General features: G+C 50.8%; 20 protein-coding genes. 19 read left to right on the top strand and 1 reads right to left on the bottom strand.

The annotated features are described in order from the left end of the window. Positions 1–357 precede the first annotated feature (357 nt). From AB1757_17095 to AB1757_17080, 4 genes are all read left to right on the top strand, one after another. The gene (locus tag AB1757_17095) at positions 358–717 is read left to right on the top strand and encodes a cytochrome c (protein MEW6128760.1); all 360 of its coding nucleotides are present in this window, start codon (positions 358–360) and stop codon (positions 715–717) included. A gap of 43 nt (positions 718–760) precedes the next feature. Further along, a complete protein-coding gene (locus AB1757_17090; GenBank protein ID MEW6128759.1) occupies positions 761–2,554 on the top strand; it encodes a DUF3373 family protein in 1,794 nt (597 codons plus the stop codon). Between the two features lie 11 nt (positions 2,555–2,565). Next, positions 2,566–3,984 (top strand): hypothetical protein, encoded by a 1,419-nt coding sequence (locus tag AB1757_17085; GenBank protein ID MEW6128758.1) that lies wholly within the window; start codon positions 2,566–2,568, stop codon positions 3,982–3,984. Between the two features lie 70 nt (positions 3,985–4,054). After that, positions 4,055–4,393 carry a metalloregulator ArsR/SmtB family transcription factor gene (locus AB1757_17080; protein ID MEW6128757.1) on the top strand — a complete coding sequence of 113 codons (339 nt, stop codon included), beginning with the start codon at positions 4,055–4,057 and terminating at the stop codon, positions 4,391–4,393. 259 nt (positions 4,394–4,652) lie between these two features. Here the strand turns inward: AB1757_17080 and AB1757_17075 are convergent, their stop codons facing one another. Next, entirely contained in the window at positions 4,653–4,853 is a 201-nt protein-coding gene (locus AB1757_17075) for a hypothetical protein (protein MEW6128756.1), read from the bottom strand. A 197-nt stretch (positions 4,854–5,050) separates the two neighbouring features. On the opposite strand from AB1757_17075, the gene mtnA reads away from it, so the two are divergent. From mtnA to bamD, 15 genes are all read left to right on the top strand, one after another. Next, complete coding sequence (mtnA, locus tag AB1757_17070) at positions 5,051–6,124, top strand: S-methyl-5-thioribose-1-phosphate isomerase (GenBank protein ID MEW6128755.1); 1,074 nt, start codon at positions 5,051–5,053, stop codon at positions 6,122–6,124. Positions 6,125–6,153: 29 nt separating this feature from the next. After that, positions 6,154–7,233 (top strand): beta-N-acetylhexosaminidase, encoded by a 1,080-nt coding sequence (nagZ, locus tag AB1757_17065; protein MEW6128754.1) that lies wholly within the window; start codon positions 6,154–6,156, stop codon positions 7,231–7,233. Positions 7,234–7,278: 45 nt separating this feature from the next. Continuing rightward, entirely contained in the window at positions 7,279–7,677 is a 399-nt protein-coding gene (locus tag AB1757_17060) for an energy transducer TonB (GenBank protein MEW6128753.1), read from the top strand. Then, positions 7,674–9,488: an ABC transporter substrate-binding protein gene (locus AB1757_17055; protein ID MEW6128752.1), complete on the top strand. Its 1,815-nt coding sequence runs from the start codon at positions 7,674–7,676 to the stop codon at positions 9,486–9,488. Before AB1757_17060 ends, AB1757_17055 begins: the two co-directional genes overlap by 4 nt. 73 nt (positions 9,489–9,561) lie before the next feature. Continuing rightward, on the top strand, positions 9,562–10,290 hold the full coding sequence (locus AB1757_17050) for a Uma2 family endonuclease (protein ID MEW6128751.1): 729 nt from the start codon (positions 9,562–9,564) through the stop codon (positions 10,288–10,290). A 30-nt stretch (positions 10,291–10,320) separates the two neighbouring features. Continuing rightward, complete coding sequence (locus tag AB1757_17045; GenBank protein MEW6128750.1) at positions 10,321–11,547, top strand: MFS transporter; 1,227 nt, start codon at positions 10,321–10,323, stop codon at positions 11,545–11,547. 15 nt (positions 11,548–11,562) lie between these two features. Continuing rightward, on the top strand, positions 11,563–11,814 hold the full coding sequence (locus tag AB1757_17040; protein MEW6128749.1) for a hypothetical protein: 252 nt from the start codon (positions 11,563–11,565) through the stop codon (positions 11,812–11,814). A 43-nt stretch (positions 11,815–11,857) separates the two neighbouring features. Next, positions 11,858–12,037, top strand: a complete 180-nt coding sequence (locus AB1757_17035; protein ID MEW6128748.1) for a hypothetical protein — start codon at positions 11,858–11,860, stop codon at positions 12,035–12,037. A 100-nt stretch (positions 12,038–12,137) separates the two neighbouring features. Further along, positions 12,138–13,748 (top strand): long-chain fatty acid--CoA ligase, encoded by a 1,611-nt coding sequence (locus tag AB1757_17030; GenBank protein MEW6128747.1) that lies wholly within the window; start codon positions 12,138–12,140, stop codon positions 13,746–13,748. 48 nt (positions 13,749–13,796) lie between these two features. Continuing rightward, a complete protein-coding gene (locus AB1757_17025) occupies positions 13,797–14,363 on the top strand; it encodes a hypothetical protein (GenBank protein ID MEW6128746.1) in 567 nt (188 codons plus the stop codon). Continuing rightward, positions 14,363–15,433, top strand: coding sequence for a DUF1028 domain-containing protein (locus AB1757_17020; protein ID MEW6128745.1), 1,071 nt, complete (start codon positions 14,363–14,365; stop codon positions 15,431–15,433). Before AB1757_17025 ends, AB1757_17020 begins: the two co-directional genes overlap by 1 nt. A gap of 201 nt (positions 15,434–15,634) precedes the next feature. Then, positions 15,635–15,808, top strand: coding sequence for a hypothetical protein (locus tag AB1757_17015; protein ID MEW6128744.1), 174 nt, complete (start codon positions 15,635–15,637; stop codon positions 15,806–15,808). Between the two features lie 238 nt (positions 15,809–16,046). Then, positions 16,047–16,520, top strand: a complete 474-nt coding sequence (locus tag AB1757_17010) for a PASTA domain-containing protein (GenBank protein ID MEW6128743.1) — start codon at positions 16,047–16,049, stop codon at positions 16,518–16,520. Positions 16,521–16,535: 15 nt separating this feature from the next. Beyond that, entirely contained in the window at positions 16,536–17,204 is a 669-nt protein-coding gene (gene rpe / locus AB1757_17005) for a ribulose-phosphate 3-epimerase (GenBank protein ID MEW6128742.1), read from the top strand. A gap of 124 nt (positions 17,205–17,328) precedes the next feature. Then, positions 17,329–18,528 (top strand): outer membrane protein assembly factor BamD, encoded by a 1,200-nt coding sequence (gene bamD / locus AB1757_17000; GenBank protein MEW6128741.1) that lies wholly within the window; start codon positions 17,329–17,331, stop codon positions 18,526–18,528. Positions 18,529–18,608: the final 80 nt, after the last annotated feature.

Here is an 18,608-nt window from a genome sequence, read left to right as displayed (position 1 = left end):
AAAACCACTTTCAGGTTCGGACTTTTGCGGTTAGATTAATCAGAATCATCCGCTCACTGCTCATCTCCACGAACCTATAATCCCTCAATCCTAAAATCTAACATATGCGAAATTCCGCAACTGTTGAATTACACCCAGAGGACTTTCGCGCAGATTCCGGGAACGAAAGGGTGGTCAATTCCCCTTATTTTCCCGCCGCTTGCTTTCTAAGTTTCGTCTTTGCACCATCAAGAAGCGGAATGAAAACGCGGCGACGGCGATTCAATTTCTTAACCCCTCATCTGGTATGCCCGTTGCCTTAGATGGTTGATGGCAAAAGAAAGTTAGCCAACCAACACCAATCAAGAGGAGACCGTTATGCAGCTTGCGAAACGTATCATCGCGCTTGCCCTGTTCAGCCTGTTAGCCCTCGTACTGGTGACGCCCGCCGATGACAAACCTGCCGCCACTAGTGGCAAAGACCTGTTTAAACAGAATTGTCGCGTCTGTCACGCCAAGGATTCGCCAAACGGGGAATACAGCCCCATGACATTGATTCAGGATCAATGGAAAAAATTTTTCACCGTAAAATTTGCCGCTACACATAAAGATGTCATGCTGCCGGGTCAGAATAAAAAACTGCTCGAAGCTTTGACTCCCGAACAGATAAAACTCATTCAAAAATACTGCGTCGATCACGCAGCCGATTCCGAACAGCCGCAAACCTGTAGCAGTTAGCTTGCGGCGCTTGCTCTTACAACCCAATTAAGGAGGTGGGATAATGCGCAAGTTTATTAATCTTTTTATCGCACTTATATTGCTTCCAGGTCCTTTGGTTTGGGCGCAAAACCCGACTCCGGTCAACCAACCGACCACTTCCGCTCAGAAAGAAACCGCTCCTACAGACCAACTCCGTCAGGAAATCGAACTCTTAAAAAAGACCATCTCGGCGCTTGAAGAGAGGCTTGCCGCACAGGAAAAAAAACAAACTGAAGTTCAAGCCACAACCCCTGACCAAAAAACCAATGAACAACTGAAAGACCTCGACCGCCGGGTCACCAAAACCGAACGCGACACCGCCTTGCAACGGGTGAAATTCGGCGGCGATTATCGCTTTGAAGCGCACTCGATTCAAGGCACCATCCCGGCACATTTCGATGGCATGAAATTGCAGAACCTGGTGGTCAAAAGTATGTTCGCCATGAACGTACTCGGACGCCCGCCCGCGAGCGTCAACGAAATCAATCAAGCGGTCGCCGGGCATTACAGCGATTATCAATACTTCACCAGCAGTTTGACTTTTGACCAACTCAAACAGGCGATGGGGCAATTCCCTGCCGAGTTGCAACAACAATTATTCGGCATGTTGATGCCCGCAACCTTCGTTCCCGAATACAAAGCCGACAACAAAATCCTCTACACCAATCGCCTGCGCATTCGCATGGATTCGCAACTGGCGGATAACCTGACGGTCTCTGCGCGACTCAGTATGTACAAAGTTTTCGGCGATTCCACAGGCGTGCAGGTCTTTAATGGCGCGCCGAACACCTTGAACATAGACGGAACCACCGCAGGGGTTCCCAATTCCGACATTCTGCGCGTTGAACGCGCCTACTTCACCTGGAATAACATCGGCAATTCGCCGTTCTTCCTCTCAATCGGTCGTCGTCCGTCAACCGAAGGACCGCCGCTCAATCTGCGTCAAGACGAACTGCGCGGCGGCACGCCATCGGGCGCATTGATTGATTATCAATTCGACGGTATGACGTTCGGTTTCCGCGCCAGCGACCACACGATTTTGCGACTCTGTTACGGCGTCGGTTATGAATCGGGATTCGGCAACGGTGAAGTGTTGAAACTCCCGCAAGACCGTTTGAAAGATGTGCATTTCCTGGGCGGCAATGTTGACCTGTGGACTTCCGAAAATATGTTGATTCAAGCCACGGTCGCGCGCGCTTTCGATGTCACGGACGGCTTCAACGGCACGATGGTTTTACCGAATAATCCCTTGACCGGCGACCCTGTCGGAGCGCCCGTGGTAATGCGCTTTACGCCGTCAACGAATCTCGGCAACATCAATCTCTATGGCTTGAATGTCACGCGCAAGTTCAATCATCTGGATACCTTTGTGAGCGCCAATTTCGTCGGGCTTCGTCCGAACGACAAGACCACGCCGTTTGGCGGGCTTGGGGTTGATCCGTTCGAGGTTCCGAAAAATCAAAACGGCAGCATGATTTATCTCGGCGCGCGTTATGGTTTCGGCAACGATGACCGCAGCAAGATTGGTTTTGAATTCAACAAAGGCTCGAAATACTGGTTCAATTTCGCGCAAGCCGAAGACGATATTATTTCGCCCAAAACCAACACGCGCGGCGAAGTTTATGAAACCTACTTCACCCATCGCATCACCAGCCGGTTCATCTTCAAAGCCGACTTCATGCGTTACAACTACAAGTATTCAGGCTCCGGCTGGCATCTCGGAGCGCCAAAGAAACTGACCGATTCGCCGATTCTGGGATTCCCGACCTACAGCAAAGCGTCGAAATTCTCTGTCGGTTTAGTGGCGCGTTTTTAGGGAGGTGGGTGATGAAATACCTTGTAACCATCGGATTCCTGTTGTTGATGCTGGTCGTGGGTTTCGCGCGTGACCAGGAAAAGCAGTACACGCACGCCGATTACTTCGAGCATTACGAAGGAACCCAGACCTGTTTACAGTGTCACCGGAAAGATGCGGAGAATTTTTTTCATTCGCAGCATTATCAATGGCGCGGCAATGCGCCACAGATTGTCAACGCCAGAAAACGCCAGCTTGGCAAATTGAATACGATTAACGATTTTTGCACCAGTCCTGCCAATAACTGGATAGGCTTGGTCAAAAACTCGCGCGGCGACATCATCAGCAGAGGGTGTTCAGCCTGTCACGCGGGGCTTGGCAAAATGCCATCCGACAAAATGAGCGACGCGCAGTTGCAAAACATCGATTGTCTGATTTGTCACGCCAGCGGCTATCGGCGCGAACTTTTTGAAACGCCGGAAGGGGCTTTTGAATGGAAACCGTTGCTTTGGAAAAACCGCGAAGGGTTGGATTCGGTATCCAAGCGCATTTCGCTTCCCACAAGGGCAATGTGTCTGCGGTGTCATAACGCCTCGGGCGGCGGCGCAAACTTCAAGCGCGGGGATTTGGAGTACAAGCTTGCCGATTGCGACCGCGACTATGATGTGCATATGGCAACCGACGGCAAGAATATGCAATGCGTCACCTGTCACGCGGGCGAGGATCACCGGGTGCGCGGACGCGGCGCAGACCTTGCGGGAAGCGATATGCCCTCGAAACCGCTCACCTGTGACGCGAGCGGTTGTCACAGCGCCACGCCTCACAAAGCCGAGGCGCTCAATCATCACACGAAGCGGATCAATTGCACGGTCTGTCATATTCCGAGTTTCGCGCGCGACGAAGCGACAGACATGATGCGCGATTGGTCTAAACCTGCTTACATAGAAGCCAGCGACCGCTACAGTGCCAGCATCACTTTGCAAAAAGATGTGAAGCCGGTGTTTGCCTGGTTTAACGGTTTAACCAGAGCCTACTTGCCGGGAGAACCGGTGACGCGGCTCAAAGACGGCTCGGTCGGGATGATGGTGCCGCAAGGTTCACGCCTCGACCCGAAAGCCAAATTGTTCGCATTTAAACTTCATAAAGGAAGGATGCCTCTCCTGGCTCAGAAGAACTGGTTGATTCCGATTATGGTCGAGCAATTTTTCCCCAACGGCAAGATTGACCCGGCAGTAAAGGAAGCAGCTAAAGCAATGTACAAAATCGAAGACGCTCAATTTACCTGGACGGACACTTCAAGATATATGGGAATCTTTCACGGCGTACAGCCCGCTAAGAAAGCTTTGACCTGTCTTGATTGTCACAGCGCCAATGGGCGCGTGGATTGGAAAGCATTGGGGTATAAAGGAGACCCGCTCAATGTCTTGCTCAAATCCAATTCAAGAAAGTAGAATGAGCGCTGATTTCAAAGGAGAAGCAGACGACCTATCGTCTGCTTCTCCGCCAATCAGCGATTTCTACATGAAAAAAGCAGCCCCAAAAAACGCCACCGACCAGATTCTCTACGAGATGCAGGCAAATATTTGTAAAGCCTTCGCGCATCCGACGCGCATACAGATATTGGATTTGCTCGGCAACGGCGAGATGGGCGTTTCCGAATTGATTGAAAAACTGAACGCCTCGAAGACCAATGTCTCGCAACATCTGGCGATTTTGAAATCCGCGGGAGTTTTGAAAACCCGCCGCGTCGGCAAACAGATTTATTGCTCGCTCGCCATCCCCGAAGTCAAACAAGCCTGTCAACTAATCGGCAAAGTCTTAAAAGCGCAAATCGAAAAGACCCGCGCATTGGTAAGCTAAAAGCTAAAAGCTAAAATCAGCCTCACCAATCCGCTTGAGGAATAGTTGAGGGAGCGGTCTTTGACCGCGACTCACAAAAAAAAGAAAAGGAGCCGCGCAATACTTCACGCGGCTCTTTAGGAGGCTCATGGAGGAAACCAATCAGGGGGCTTTGCTCAAAAATTCCGGTTTAAAACGTGGCTATTGGGCACATCCTTAAATCTCTCACTTACGCTCAAAAATACTCATTCTTACAATCTGTTCAACGACTATACGCAGGTTATGCGGCAACGGTTTTCAAGTTAGCGACCGGGCGCACAGAATTATGTTCACTCAGACGAATGTGCGGGTGCAGTTCGAGTTTCACGAGGCGTTCTTTGCTGCACCCGTAACAGGTCATCACCATCCGGTTATCGGTTTCTCTTATGTGCGGCACGCCCCAGTAATGCGCGTGCCCGCCAAGCAGTTCATAAAGTTTCATCGTGGTTCTCCTTCGCGCAGGATTCTTTGTTGTCCTGCTACCTATTGAATACACCGGGCAATATAATTTATTCCAAAAATTTTCAGCAGCGCATATTTATGCGTTTTTTAATTTGCATTGCCCGTTCGCTCCGGCAAGCGGTACTAACTTATGCTCTGTTGTCAATTGGCATCGCGGTTCGCTATCATCCTCGCGCTATGATTAAAACGATTGAATGGACTGATGAAGGCGTGGTGATGATTGACCAGCGCCTGTTGCCTGCCGAAGAAGTTTATCCGGTTTTCAAAAATTACGAAGAAGTTGCCGTTGCCATCGAAGAGATGGTGATTCGCGGCGCTCCGGCTATTGGCGTTGCGGCGGCGATGGGTATTGCGCTTGGCACACGACAATCCGCAGCCATCACCGTTGAAGAGTTGGAACGCGATTTTCAAGTCGCCAGCGACCGCATCGCCCGCACCCGCCCGACTGCCGTCAACCTCTTCTGGGCAGTCGAACGCATGCGCCGCCTGTTCGACAAAGTTAAAAGCGAAGGCGCATCCGTCGAAGCCATCAAATTCAAACTCGTCAATGAATCGCTCGATATTCACGAAGAAGATGTTGAAAGCAATAAACAGATGGGCAGGTTCGGCGCGGAGTTGATTCCACAACAGGCAACCGTCTTGACGCATTGCAACGCCGGCGCACTCGCGACCGCAGGTTACGGCACGGCGCTTGGCGTCATTCGCGCCGCCGTCGAAGCCGGCAAAGATGTCAACGTCATCGCCGACGAAACCCGCCCCTTCCTGCAAGGCGCAAGACTCACAGCCTGGGAACTGGCAAAAGACAACATCCCCGTAACCCTCATCACAGACAATATGGCTGGGCATTTCATGAAAGCCGGTAAGGTGAGTTGCGTGGTCGTAGGCGCTGACCGCATCGCCGCAAACGGCGATACCGCCAATAAAATCGGCACTTATATGGTGGCGCTTGCGGCACAAGCCAATAATCTGCCGTTTTATGTCGCCGCGCCGCTTTCAACCATCGATATGAATTTGCAATCCGGCGATGAAATCCCGATTGAAAACCGCGTCATCACCGAAGTCACGCACATTCGCGGCAATCAAATCACCCCCGATGGCATAAACATTGCAAACCCTGCATTCGATGTCACCCCTAATCAATACATCGCCGCGATCATCACCGACGCCGGCGTCGCGCGTCCGCCGTTTAAAGAGAGTCTCAAAGCGTTGTTTGAGGCGCACAAAGCCAAAAATGCCGGGGGCGGACAATAAATTTTTTCGCGCAATCACAGAAAGCATTTATGCAACTGGAACACAAAATCGGACAACTACTCATCATCGGGCTTCCGGGCACGCAGGTTGACGCGGCAACTCGTGAACTATTGCAAACCATTCAACCGGGCGGCGTGTTATTGGATAAAGCCAACATCGAAAGCGCCGACCAATTGATTGAACTCACCTCGACGATTCGCTCGCTTTCACAGGTGCCGCCGCTCATTGCGATTGACCAGGAAGGCGGGCGGGTTGACCGTTTGAAACATATTCTCGCGCCGATGCCTTCTGCTGAAATGCTCGCTTCGTGCGGCGAAGCGGCAACCGCTACACGGATGGGTGAAATCACTGCCGATGCGTTGCGCGCGTTCGGATTCAACATCAACTTTGCGCCGGTACTGGATGTGCCGACCGACACCCAGGCGGAAAATGGCTTGCGTGGTCGTTATCTGGGCAACACGCCCGGTGAAGTCATTTGTCTGGCGGGCGCTTATCTTGAAGGCTTGCATCGCAATGGCGTGATTGGCGTCGGCAAACATTTTCCGGGACTCGGTTCAACAGCAGTCGATTCCCATGCAGTATTGCCGCAAGTCGCGCTATCACGCGATGAATTAAAAAAGCGCGATTTGCTGCCTTACATTGAAATGTTTACGAAAATCAATTCGCGACTGGTTGCGGTGATGGTGTCGCACGCCAATTACACGGCTTACGATAATCAACCGCCGCTTCCGGCATCGCTTTCCAAAAATATCGTCAACGGATTGCTGCGCGACGAATTGAATTTCAAAGGACTTTCCATCACCGACGATTTAGGTATGGGGGCAATCATTTCATCCTATAACATCGGCGAAGCCGCAGTGATGGCAATCGATGCCGGTAACGACATGGTTCTGGTTTGCGATTCGACAGAGCGAGCCATTGAGGCATGGCAAAAAATGGTTGATGCGGCGAGTATGGGACGCATTACCAAGACTCACATCAACCGCGCCTTCGATCACATCGCCCGCGTCAAATCGCGAGTGTCGCCGCCACATCCGATGCACGAAGGCGACATCGACCGATTGCGCGACCAGATTGCTGATTTGCATCAATCGTTGCAGGAACAGTAGACAGTGAAGCAGTAGGCAGCAGGCAGTAGGCGGTAGGCAGTTCAGATGAAGATGAAATTCAGGCTTTCAGTTTTTCTTGTCGTGTTTTCTTGCGCTTTGGTGAGTCTTGCGCAAGATAAAGAACGAGACTGCGGCTTTTCTAAATATAAAGCAACAAGAAGAAGTCATGAAAAAGAGAAAATGAGAGTTGCGCCTGAATATCCGCAATTTGCCAAAGAAGCACGTATTCAAGGCTCAATTATTGTTAAAGTGTTGCTGGATGAAAAAGGCGATGTTATTAAAGCCTGTGGATTAACGGGTCATCCGTTACTCTGGGATGTAGCGCAAAAAGCGGCAATGGAATGGAAGTTCGGCACATACACAAGTTCATCTTTAAATAACAAAAACGCACAGGTGTATCGTGTCACCGTCATCACTTTCAACTTCAACTTAAATCAACAATGAACCTTCATAAACACCGCGCGCGCGCCAAGAAAAACTGCCTACTGCCTACTGCCTACTGCCTACTACGTGTCGCCTACTGCCTACTGCTCATCGCTTTCCTGATTCCGCTATCGAGTTGCAAGCCAAGACGCGATGCGGGGACGCTGGTGATTGCCATTGAAATTTTGCCGCGTGGATTTGACCCGCGCTTTTCGACGAATAACACCTATTCGGCGCGCATCATGCAACTTATCTATGACACCTTGCTGGTCAAAGATGATAACTTTGAACTCATTCCGTCGCTTGCCGAAAAGTTTGAAGAATCCGAAGACCATCAAATCTTCACCTTTCATCTGCGCCCGAACGTCAGGTTTCATAATGACAAACCGCTCACCGCAGCCGATGTAAAATACACGTTTCAATCCTTGCTTTCGCCGGAACTCAAATCACCGATTCGCGGATTGCTTGATAAAATCTCCTCGATTGAAACGCCTGATGCGATGACCGTTGTCTTTCGCGCCCGCGAACCGTACTACACTTTTCTTGCAAATCTTCCGGCAATCGGCATCATCCCGGATGGCGCAGGCGTTGAAATGAGCACCGCGCCAATCGGTTCGGGACCTTATAAATTCGTCTCCTACACCGAAGGCGACGCGGTGAAACTCGCGGCAAACCCGAACTACTGGGGAGGCGCGCCGCACATCCCCCGCGTCGAAGTCAAATTCGTTGCCGATAACAGCACGCGACAAGCCGAAGTCATGAGCGGCGATATTGACCTGGCTTACAACACCGGCTTTGACCCCGAAACGGTTCGCGCCTTGCGCGGGCGACGCGGCACACAGGTCATCGAAGTCAAAGGCGTCAATGTCGATTATATGGGCGTCAATCTCGCGCCTTCGTCGCCAATGTCGAATGCGAAAGTGCGCCAGGCGGTAGCTTACGCGATTGACCGTGATGTGATTATCAAACGATTGTTGCGCGATCAGGCGACCCGCGCCGAAGCCATTCTGCCGACTTCGCATTGGGCTTACGAAAAAAATGTCCGCGTGTATGACCACGACCCGGAACGCGCCAAACAACTTTTGGATGAAGCCGGGTTTAAAGACCCGGATGGCGACGGCGCAGAGATGCGGTTGACGATTAAAATCATGACCAACACCACGCAGATTACCCGCAACATCGCCTCGGTGATGAAAGAGCAACTGCGACAAGTTGGCATCAACCTTGAACTGGAATCCTTCGAGTTTGCAACCCTGCTGGATAAAGTGACCAAAGGGCAATTCGATATGTATTACCTGCGGGTCATCGGCGCAAATCACAACACTGACGTCTTTCAATTCATCTATCACAGCCGCTATCAAAACACGGAATTCAACGACGCGATTGCTCGGCTTCGCGCCGAAACCGACACAACGAAAATGCAACCATTGTTGAATACGCTTGCCGCCAATCTTGCGAAAAAACAATTCTGTCCGAATGCCAGAGTGCAGGCGCTGGCTGGCAAAGCTGAGTCAACCAATGAGGCGAGTGAGAAGAAACAGATTTATTTAGACATCGCGCGGCTACTGACCGACAGAGGCGGGCAAAATCGCATGCGTTATTGCAATCCGCAACTCGATCAGTGGATTGTTGAAGCCGAACGCGCCAATGACCGCGCCGCCAAGTTGGATTTGTATGCAAAAATTCAAAAACAGGTTGCCGAAGATTTGCCGCAGATTTATCTGTGGTATCAATCGAATGTCCTGGTTGCAAGCTCGCGCGTCGCCAACATCGAACTCGACCAATACGGCTCGTGGTATTTCATTGCGAAACTGACGCTCGCAGAAAAATAAAGCGGTAGCCGCGCGCTTTGTTCAGGTTGTATAATCCGCGCAGAGCTTATATCGCAAAACCAATGGAGGGCGAATGTCTCAACCGCTAATCATCTATGCGCCAAATGTTGACCATTTAATCACGGAGGATGATGAACCGGTAGACAACATCTTATCGGAGAAACAACAGCGACTGCTTACGGAACCGCTTTACAGTTCCTGGCAAGGTCCCGGCGATGAACGAACTTTTGTGGCGATGGCAAACGTCGGCATTTTTTACATCGCCAAAAATCCGCCCATCGTGCCGGATATGTTTTTGAGTCTCGATGTTGAACTGCCCGATGATTTGTGGGCGAAAGAACATCGGTGCTATTTCGTCTGGGAATACGGCAAGCCGCCCGATGTCGTCGTCGAAGTGGTATCGAATACGATTGGCGAAGAACTCGGCGAGAAATTGAAAAAATATGCGACCATGCGCGTGGTCTATTACATCGTCTTCGACCCGGAAAAACAACTCGGCAAAGATGTTTTAAAGATTTATAAATTGCACGGTTTCAAGTATCGTCGCCAGCTCTCAAGAAAGTTGGATGATGTAGGCTTGGGGTTGGCTTTGTGGGAAGGCGAATACGAAGGCTGGAAAGCGACCTGGTTACGCTGGACGGATATGCAAGGCAATCTCATTGCTACAGGCAGAGAGAGCATTCAACAAGCACGCGCTGAAAAAGAGAAAGAACGCGCTGAAAAAGAAGCCGCTCTGGAGCGCGCCGAAAAACTGGCGGCGAAGTTGCGCGAACTGGGTCACGAACCGGATAAAATCCGCTGAACTTTTGTTGCGTCATCGCCAATCGCTAACATGCTGGCAACTCAAACCTCAACTAAAGAAAAACTATCGCGTAGCGCCATCATCATTGGGCTGGTGAGTTTTTTGTCGGATTCATCGAGCGAAATGATCTATCCGGTGATTCCGATTTTTCTCACACAGGTTTTACATGCGCCCGCAACCGTCATCGGTTTAATCGAAGGCATCACCAACGGCTTTGCCAATATTATTCCGGTCATCGCCGGTTGGCTCTCTGACCGTTCGGGAAAACGTAAACCCATCGCCTTTGTCGGGTTTGTGCTGTCGGCGATTTCAAGACCGGTTGTCGGGCTGGCGAATTTCTGGAGTGTGGTTTTAGCGGCGCGCTTTGCCGACCGCATCGGCAAAGGCATACGTTCCGCGCCAAAACAGGCATTGCTTTCGGAAGCGGCGTCGGCATCTGCACGCGGCAAAGTGTTTGGTTACGACCGGGCGATGGATTATCTAGGCTCGGTTGTGGGACCGCTGCTTTGTATTCTCTTTCTCAACAGCTTTGGTTTAACCGAACGCCACATCTTTTTTATCGCCAGCGTTCCGGCATTCTTAGCTGCCTTGATGATTCTCGCCGTTCGTGAAACCGGCGAGGCGGTAGCGCATCAATCAACCGTTGGTAAAGGCGCAACTGAAACTCCGCAAATAAAGCCTTCGGTCTTTAAAAATTTCACGCCCGCTTATAAACGCTTTTTAATCGTCACCACGATTTTTGGCTTGGCGAACTCGGCAAACTCCTTTCTGATTTTACGCGGCAAACAGTTGGGGCTTTCAACGACCGCAGCGATTCTCGCTTATGCGCTGTTTAACGCAGTTTCATCTTTGGGTTCAATGCCTGCGGGAAGCGCCAGCGACCGTTTTGGACGCCGCAATATTCTCGTCATCGGTTACGCCATGTATGCGCTGGTTTATGTCGGTTTCGGCGCGGCAAGTCAGGCGTGGATGATTTGGCCGCTGTTTGCCCTCTATGGACTCTTCCCGGCGCTCACCGATGGCGTTGCCAAAGCCTTAGCGATAGACACCGCCGGAAAGATGGGACGCGCCACGGCAATCGGCATTTTTTCTGCGGTCAACGGCGTCACACAAATTGTCGCAAGCTACGTTGCCGGGGTGCTGTGGGATAAAATCAATCCAAGCGCGACCTTTTATTTCGGAGCCGCGCTGGCAACCGTTTCCGTCGGTTTACTCTTTTTACTTTTACCTTCGCGCTTGCAAAGCAAATCAGTATAATTTGCCGAGAGGTAAATGCTCATGACCACAATTGCGATATTGCCTGAACAGGTTGACGAAAAAATCAAGTCTTATCGCGCCATTGCCGGACACAAACAGTCCGTAGGTAAAACCGCAGGAGAGGCGCTTGATGAACTCACAAAACAGTTGAGCGAAGAAGAAGCGAATATGTTGGTGGTCATTCAAAATTTACGCGCTGACCAATTTTTCACTGCCGCGCAACAATCCCGTTTAAGCGAACTCATGGCGCGCTTGCAATCTCCATAAATCAAATAGCACGGGCGCAGTTGATGCACTCACGCAAGAGGAAGTGCGATTTTTTAACCCACGCATTGATGATTGGAATATGCATTTTCAATTCGATGTTGAGACCGGACAGATTCAAAGCTTAACAGCGATTGGCACAGTAACGGTAAACCGTTTAAGAATGAACCGCGAAGCGCAAATCGTCGCCCGTCTCAGTTGGGTTCGTTTAGGGTTATATCCTTAAATTTCCCAACAATAAATCTCAGGTCAGGTTGCTCAATACGCCGCCGTTTAAGATAATGTCTCGCCGCTCTCTATATTCATTTACAGGAGAAAATAAGATGATGCTCAGCACCATGCAGGATAGACCTTTGACGATTACTGAAATTTTTAAACACGGAAGAAAGATTTATCCCGACAGCGAAGTCATCACTTTTATGGGCGATGAGTCGCGCCGCGCCGCTTACGCGGAAGTCGCCCGGCGGGTCGGGAAACTTGCCCACGCGCTTACCAAACTCGGTGTTAAATCCAGTGACCGCGTCGCGACCTTTTGCTGGAACAATCAGGAACACCTCGAAGCCTATTTTGCCGTGCCCTGCATGGGCGCTGTGATGCACACCCTGAATCTGCGCCTGTTTCCTGACCAACTCACTTACATCGCCAATCATGCCGAAGACAAAATCATCATCGTTGATGATTCGCTGGTGCCCTTGCTTGCCCGCGTGGTCAAGGATTTAAAGACCGTTGAAAAATATATCGTCGTCGGCAACGGCGATGCGTCGGCGCTTGGCGTTGAAGTTTTGCGTTACGAAGAGTTAATCGAAAATGAAGACAGTGATTTCGCTTTTCCTGAAATTGATGAACGACAGGCGGCAGCGATGTGTTATACCAGCGGCACTACAGGCCATCCGAAAGGCGTGGTCTATTCGCATCGCTCCAATTATCTGCATTCGTTTGCCGCGACCTCTTCGATGCTGCTGGCGCTCAATCAAAGCGACCGCGTCTTGCCAATTGTGCCGATGTTTCATGCGAATGCCTGGGGTTTGCCGTATGCCTGCTGGATGGCGGGCGCGGATTTCCTGATGCCGAATCGGTTTTTGCAAGCCGAGCCGCTTTGCAAATTCATCGCTGCGGAACGCCCAACCTTTTCCGGCGCGGTGCCGACCATCTGGAACGACATTCTACGTTATGCGGAAAACAACCCTGTGGATTTGTCTTCGGTGAAAAGAATCATCTGTGGCGGTTCGGCGGTGCCGCGCGTGTTGATGGAAAAATTTGAACAACGTTATGGCATACCCATTATTCAAGCGTGGGGCATGACGGAAACTTCACCGATTGGCGCAATGGCGATTCCGCCGAAAGGCATCGACCCGGAAGAAGAGATCGAATGGCGGGTCAAAACCGGGCGCGTGGCGATGGGCGTTGAATTGCGTTTAATGGATGACGAAACCGAATTGCCCTGGGATGGCGAATCGGTCGGTGAAATCGAAGTGCGCGGACCCTGGATTACCGGCTCTTATTATGGCGATGATGCGCCGGAAAAATTCCATGACGGCTGGTTGCGTACCGGCGATGTCGGAACCGTCAATGACAAAGGCTTCATTCAAATCACCGACCGCGCCAAAGACGTCATCAAATCGGGCGGCGAATGGATTTCCACCGTTGAATTGGAAAACACGATTATGGGTCACCCGGAGGTTATCGAAGCCGCAGTGATTTCCGTACCCGACGAGAAATGGGATGAACGTCCGCTCGCCTGTGTCGTACTCAAAGAGGGTTCAATGACAACCGCCACTGAGTTGCGCGATTATTTAAGCAAAAAAGTCGCCAAGTGGTGGATACCGGAACGCTGGTCTTTTATTAGCGAAGTACCCAAGACCAGTGTCGGTAAATTCGATAAAAAGGTGCTTCGCGCGCGTCGCGAAAAAGGCGAACTCGAAATTATCAGCGAGTAACCCGGTAAAGCGACCGCTACCCAGACTAAATTAAGGAGACCATATTAATTGAAATTATTTTATTCGATAGCTGGCTGGCTTGTGTTTAGCGCAGTCTTTATGTCATTTGCCGAACACGTCGTCCATCGTTATATGATGCATCGCAAAGGGCTTCCCCGATTCATCTACAAATTGATTGCCTATTGGGGCGCGATTTATGAAGAACATGCTTTGCTGCATCACGGCAAATATTACAAAACCTTTAATGACGAACCCGACCCCGAAGGCAAACATTTGAATCTCAAGCTCAATGTTCTGTTGGGCTTCCTTTTCTCTTTGCCGTTTGCCGGAATCATTTACTTTTTTTCGGCAGTCGGCAGCATTATTTTTGTGGCAGTGGTTATCTTCCATCACTTTGCCTGGAACATCATCCACACCGAGATGCACGTTCCCAAACCGAGATTTTTCTCGCGTCTGGCGATTTACAAATTCCTGGCGCGTTACCACTACATGCACCATATCTACCCCGGCAGAAATTTCAATGTCGTGTTGCCGTTTGCCGATTTCCTGCTCGGCGCGGTTCGCCGTCCGAGCGAAAAAGACCGGCTCGGTATGGAAGCTATAGGATTAGCCTGATGCGTTTGCCAAGCTTTTTTGTTCTAGTTTTCATTTCATGTGCGGCGCTCAAAATCGCCGCACAAACCAATCCCTCCATTAACGATACAAAAAAATCGTTAGCCCATCACCATACGCAGATTGCACAAGACGGATTCGCAACCTCTCGCAAACCGTTGCGCCCGGTGCATACCTATTCCATCGTGGCGCGGGATGCGGAAACCGGACAAATCGGCGTAGCTGTACAATCGCACTGGTTCAATGTCGGCTCAACCGTCCCGTGGGCGGAAGCCGGTGTTGGCGCGGTCGCTACGCAATCCTTCGTTGACCCAAGCTACGGCAAACTCGGACTCGAACTCATGCGCACAGGCAAAAGCGCGCCCGATGCTTTAAAAGCTCTGCTGGCGGGTGACGAAGGGCGCGAGGTGCGCCAGGTCGCGATGATTGACGCTGAGGGGCGGGTCGCGGCGCATACCGGCGCAAAAGACATTCCCGAAGCCGGTCATATTGTCGGCAAAAATTTTTCCGTGCAAGCCAACCTCATGCTCAGCAATAAAGTGTGGGGCGCGATGGCTGAGGCTTTCGAGAAAACCAAAGGCGATCTGGCTGAACGCATGATGGCGGCACTTGAAGCTGCGCAAGCGGTCGGCGGCGATATTCGCGGCAAACAATCTGCCGCCTTGATTGTCGTCGCGGGTAAATCAACCGGCAAGCCCTGGGCGGATAAAATCTTTGATATTCGTGTGGATGATAGTCCCGAACCGCTCAAAGAATTGCGCCGCTTATTGCTGGTGCATCGCGCTTACAATCACATGAATGCAGGCGACCTTGCGGTTGAAAAGAACGATAACGAAGCGGCGCTCCGCGAATACAGCGCCGCCGCGCGGCTCGTCCCCGACAATGCCGAGATGGTTTACTGGCACGCCGTGGCGCTGGTGAATATGAAACGTGTGGATGAATCATTGCCGCTTTTTAAAAAGGTTTTTGCAATGGATAAAAACTGGATGACGCTGACGCCACGACTCGCGAAGGTGGGACTCTTGCCCGACGACGCCAAACTCATCGAACGCATTCTCAAAGCCGGAAGTTAAAGGCTCTCTAAAGGGTTTTTATTTTCTCAATCGCCAATCGTTTTCCAAGCTTCTCACGCGAAATCATCTCCCAACGCAAGCCGCAAAATCATCGAATGTTTTGCGGCTCATTTATTTTTTAAAACCTGAAATCCGACCGCATCCAGCCTCGCGTAATTGCAAACGTAGTTCAAAACAACAAAAAACATTTGGAGGAGAGCAATGAATTCGTTATCGGAAGAATTTATTGAAGAGCGGTCATTAAGCGTCGTAGCGGTGGTTTATTATTTGATTATGCTGGCGGCATTCGGCATCGGTTTATATGGACTCTACAATTTAATCTGGCTTGCCGGTTTAGCCGCCGAACAACATGCGCGCGTCGTCGGCATCGGTTAATCAATCAATAAAATTTCGTTTATCCAGTTGCGTATTTAAATTTTCATTCACTCAAGTTTTGAGAAAACCCCAATAAACATCGGTTATTTCAAATATCGTGTTCCCTTTCCAGAATTTCTCGCAAAGGAGGACGGCAAAGAATCAAGTTAGCCTCTTCGCGTTTCGCCTCCTTTGCGAGAACTATCCTACCGCGCAAAAGTTGAAAGCCGTATCAAGCGAGTGCTAGACTTTTGCCGATATGAATCCCGAATCAAAATCCGAACGCGCCAGCACCGGCAGCATCATCTGGACAATCTCGCGCAGGCTTGCAATGGTTGTGGTTCTGACGCTCGCCTTTATTCTGAGCGCCGCCGTCACCATCTATGTCGTCTTTCGCGGCGGCAACACCCGGGTTCCCGATGTCGTGGGCAAATCCGAAATTGATGCCAAGCGGTTGATTGAATCGGCGCAACTCGAATTTCGCGTACAACACCGCAACGATGACGCGGCGGCGATGAATACGGTGATCGAAACCCGACCGGCGGCAAATTCCGCGGTCAAGAAAAACTCTGTGGTTACGGTCGTCATCAGCAATGGCCCGGCGCAAACCAAAAGCGCAAACCGCATTGACGCTGAGGAGTTTCTGGTTTCCGGTTTTTGGTCAACAGCCGCTCGTCATCATTGCTTATCCAAAAATTTCGCCAACTCAACGTTAGACAACCTGAAACTATAAACCAGAAACCGACTTATGATTGAAATCGCCCCGTCAATTCTATCCGCAGATTTTTCCAGGCTTGGTGAAGAGGTGCGCGCCGCAGAACGCGGTGGCGCGGGAATCATTCATATCGATGTGATGGATGGTCATTTTGTTCCCAACATCACTATCGGACCACTCGTCGTGAAAGCGGTTCGTCAAGTAACCGCGCTGCCGCTCGATTGTCATTTAATGATTACCGACCCGGACAACTATATCGAAGATTTCGCCCGCGCCGGAGCCAATCTCATCTCTGTACATGTCGAAGCGGTTGCGCATCTGCATCGCACCGTGACAGCGATTCGCAAACTCGGTTGTCGCCCCGGCGTGGTCTTAAACCCTGCGACGCCGCTTGCCACCCTTGAAGAGATTTTGCCGTTCATTGATTATGTGTTGCTGATGTCTGTCAATCCCGGTTTCGGCGGGCAATCGTTCATAGAGACCGCGCTTGACAAGGTCAGTCGGCTACGCGCTATGATTCAAAATCGCGGACTGAATATTCATATTGAAATTGACGGAGGCATTGACCTCCCGAATATTGCAGAAGTTGCACGACGCGGCGCGGAATGGTTTGTCGCCGGTTCTGCGGTATTTGGCAAAGGCAATGCGGAAGCGGCAACCCGCGCTTTGCGTCAAAAAGCTTTAGAATCACTGGCAATTTAACCCGTGTTTCCTGAGTTGAAGCGGTGAAGAAGTGATAAGATGAAGCGGCGATTTTCCCGCTACTTCACCTTATCATCTCTTCACCTGCTCATCTCTTCATCCTTTGAATAAGGGTAGTTTTTCTATGAGATTTATCAAAATTTTAATTATCGCCATCGCCGTGTCGCTCGCGTTTGCAGCCTGCGGCGGAAAATCCAAAAACAAAATCACTCTCGAAGAAGCCAAAGGGCCGGGGCGTGATAAAGAACTCACGCGCGAAGCCATCACGGCGATTCGTAAGGGCAACTTTGATACCGGCAGAATCTTACTGAGCACCTTGATTAACACCTACCCCGAAAGCCCTATGGTGAAGATTGCCAAACTCGCCGCTGCCGATTCGTTTTACCTTGAAGGCGGCACCAAAAATCTCGCGCAAGCCGAAGTCAATTACCGCGAGTTCGTCGAATTTTTCCCCGATGACCCGCTCGCCATTGAGTCGATGATGAAGATGGCGGAAATTCATCTGAAACAGGTGCAAGCGCCTGACCGCGACACCACGCACGCCAAACTTGCCGAGCGCCAGTTGAAAGAAACCCTGCGTCGTTATCCCAACATGGATAAAGAGAAAAAAGACCGGCTTGAAGGCTTGATGACCGATGTGCAGGAAATTCTCGCCATGCATGAATTGAAAGTGGCGAAGTTTTATTACGATTTGCGCCAATCAATGACCGCCGCGCAGATGCGCACCGAAGAAATTCTCAACAAATATCCGAATTTCTCGCGCTTTGATGAAGCCCTGTGGTTACACGCGCAATCGATGGCATTGCAGGAAGACACTGAAACTGCAAGCGCAGACCTTGCGCGACTGGTCGCCAATTATCCGCACTCGAAATATACCGAAGAAGCGAAAAAGATGCTGGAGAAATTCGGCAAAGCGGTTCCCGAACCCGACCCTGCAAAATTACAGGATAAACCCGAAAGCAAAGGCATCCTCGCGCGCATGGCTGGGGTGTTGTCCGGCCCTTCGATTGATACATCGAACAAAGGGGTCATCATTGACCGCGACCTCAAAACCGATGAAATCATTGCCCGCGCCGTTGAACTCGCGGGCGCGCCAAAAGAGTTCGGGCCGACCACGCCCGGCTCCACCACCACAACCAATCAGATAGATAATCGTCCGCGTCGCGCCACCGATTCAAGCCAGGATGTCGAGGTCAAACCCGGCTCTTCTGCGCCAACAACCAAAGAAGCGACGCCTTCTTCGACCAAGAAAGACAAGGATAAGAAGAAGAAAGAGGATGAAAAGAAGAAGGACAATAAATCCTCGGTTCTCAGAAATCCTTAATTATCAGGTGACAGGTGACAGGGAACAGGTGATAGGGAAAGATTCCATGCTGTTTCCTGTCGCCTGCCACCTGTCACCCA

It is taken from the genome of Acidobacteriota bacterium, from assembly GCA_040754075.1.
Lineage (GTDB): Bacteria > Acidobacteriota > Blastocatellia > UBA7656 > UBA7656 > JBFMDH01.
This window is presented reverse-complemented; position numbering and strand designations above follow the sequence as displayed.